The sequence below is a fragment of the Micropruina sp. genome, assembly GCF_027492755.1.
Taxonomy (GTDB): domain Bacteria; phylum Actinomycetota; class Actinomycetes; order Propionibacteriales; family Propionibacteriaceae; genus Micropruina.
On record NZ_JAPUED010000118.1, the window covers coordinates 58,403 to 60,970 of the forward strand.

Annotated in this window: 2 protein-coding genes; one reads left to right on the forward strand and one right to left on the reverse strand. The window is 68.1% G+C overall.

Annotated features, from left to right (window positions below; all coding sequences use genetic code 11):
• Window positions 1–1,479 (forward strand): DNA polymerase I (gene polA / locus Q0066_RS08495; RefSeq protein ID WP_298131976.1); only part of this gene is annotated, 1,479 nt, incomplete at its 5' end.
• Window positions 1,480–1,554: 75 nt separating this feature from the next.
• Here the strand turns inward: polA and Q0066_RS08500 are convergent.
• Window positions 1,555–2,121, reverse strand: a complete 567-nt coding sequence (locus Q0066_RS08500) for a hypothetical protein (RefSeq protein ID WP_298131977.1) — start codon at window positions 2,119–2,121, stop codon at window positions 1,555–1,557.
• Between the last annotated feature and the right edge of the window lie 447 nt (window positions 2,122–2,568).

The following is a 2,568-nucleotide window of genomic DNA, read 5'->3' on the forward strand; positions in this document are numbered from 1 at the left end:
CTGAACGGGCTGGCCAGCGATACCCAGCTGGCCGCCTACCTGCTGCGGCCCGACCAGCGGGTCTACGACCTGGGCGACCTGACCGCCCGGCACCTGAAGCGCGAGTTGAGCGCCGAGGGGCCGGCGGACGTCGCGTCCGATCAACTCACCCTCGACTTCGAGGACGCCGACGAGGGCAAGGACTCGATGATCCGCGCCCGCGCGGTGATCGACCTGGCTCTCGCCCTCACCGAGGAGTTGGACGAGCGCGGCGAAGGCTCGCTGCTGGCCGACGTCGAACTGCCGCTGCTGCGCACCCTGGCCACCATGGAACGCGACGGCATCGCGGTCGACGCCGACTACCTGCAGACCCTGCACGCCGAGTTCGACAGCGCCGTCCGGACTGCCGAATCGGACGCCTTCGCGGTCCTCGGCCGTCCGATCAACCTGGGCTCGCCCAAGCAGCTGCAGGAGGTGCTGTTCGACGAGCTCGGCATGCCGAAGACCCGCCGCACCAAGACCGGCTGGACGACCGACGCCGAATCGCTGGAATCGCTGTTCGTGAAGACCGAGCACCCGTTCCTGGCGCACCTGCTGCGGCACCGCGACCAGATCCGGCTGCGGCAGACCGTCGAGGGGCTGCAGAAGTCGATCGCCGACGACGGCCGGGTGCACACCACCTACATCCAGACCATCGCCGCGACCGGACGGCTCAGCTCCACCGACCCGAACCTGCAGAACATCCCGATCCGCACCGAAGAGGGCCGACGGATCCGCCGGGCGTTCGTCGTGGGGGCCGGCTACGACACGCTGATGACAGCCGACTACAGCCAGATCGAGATGCGGATCATGGCGCACGCCTCGGGTGATGTCGGCCTGATCGAGGCCTTCCACTCCGGCGAGGACTTCCACACCGTGATGGCCGCCCGGGTCTTCTCGGTGGCGCCCGACCAGGTCGACACCGGCATGCGGGCCCGGATCAAGGCGATGAACTACGGGCTCGCCTACGGGCTCAGCGCCTATGGACTGTCGCAGCAGCTGAAGATCGCCGTCTCCGAGGCGAAGGGCCTGATGGAGGAGTACTTCGAGCGGTTCGGCAACGTTCGCGACTACCTGCACGACATCGTCCGGACGGCCGGGAAGACCGGCTACACCGAGACCCTGCTCGGACGCCGCCGCTATCTGCCCGACCTGACCTCGTCGAACCGGCAGCGTCGCGAGATGGCCGAACGGATGGCGCTGAACGCCCCGATCCAGGGGTCGGCGGCCGACATCATCAAGGTGGCGATGCTCGACGTCGAGTCGGCGCTGGCCGAGCAGGGGTTTTCCTCGCGGATGCTGCTGCAGGTGCACGACGAACTGGTCTTCGAGGTCGCCAGTGGCGAAGCAGAGGCGATGGAGGCACTGGTCCGCGAGAAGATGGGCCACGCCGTCGACCTGACCGTGCCCCTGGAGGTATCGGTCGGCACCGGCCGGTCCTGGCACGAGGCCGCGCACTGACGGTGGGTATCACCGCCAGCGCGGCAACGAGATCTTCCGTCGGGTCCTATTGCCCATCCCCGTCCTCGAGCGCCGTCAGCGCAGGGTGGCGAGGATCTCGGTGCGTTCCACGCCGTCCTGGGTCCAGGTGCCGGTGAGGGTGCCCAGCGGCTGGGCGGTGCGGACGTGGTCGCCGTCCAGCACCCGGACCAGCCGAGCGGCCTCCATCGAGGCGTTCGACACCGGGACGATGCCGCTGCCGCGCACCGTCATCGACTTCTCACCGCGCGACAGTTCCGCCTCGTTGTCGGCCTCGTGGATCACCCGGATCAACTCGGCGACATAGACCGGGTCGGACGTCGCGTCGTAGCAGTAGCGGGTGCCCAGGTCGGAGTGCTCGATGGTGCCCACCAGCACCGCGAGTTCATCGTCGAGCGGCTCGGGGCGGTAGGTCAGCGGCACCTGATACAGCCGGTCGCCGGACGCCACCAGCAGGGTCTCGATGCCGACCTCGCCGTCGGGGTCGACGAACCGGAAGGCCGCTACTCGGCGCAGGTCGCCGGCGTCGCCGTCGAACCAGGGCTGGTTCGGTAGCCAGCCAGCCAGTAGCTCGAGCTTGGACGGCTTCAGTTCGGCGTCGTGGATCTTCGCGGTGCCACTCATCGGTTCTCCTCCTGGACGGGTTGTCGAGCGGGGCTGGACCAGATCGGCCGGTTCGGCCGAGCGTTCCCAGCAGCCAGGAACCAATCTACTACAACAAGTAGTACAAAGGTCGGGCTTGAGGTCGGCCCGCGGGTGCTCAGCGGCCGGGGCCCCTGATGGGTCCAGGGTCTCGCGTCTGAGGGTTGAGACGACTTGACGGGTGGCGCGTCATGCTTAAAACTCCTATTAATCCCATGGGGATTACATGCTAAATCGGATCGGTGCGATCCGCGCCGCCACGAACCGACAAGGAGTTCCTGTCATGACCCACTCACGCAGAGCCGTCCTCACCGCTGTCGCGGCAACCGTCGCCCTGGCGATGACCGGCTGCGCCGGGGGCGGGGCCAGCGACGTCACCGGTGCCACCAGTTCGGCCCCGGCCGGCTCGGCGAAGGTGCTCAACCTGTA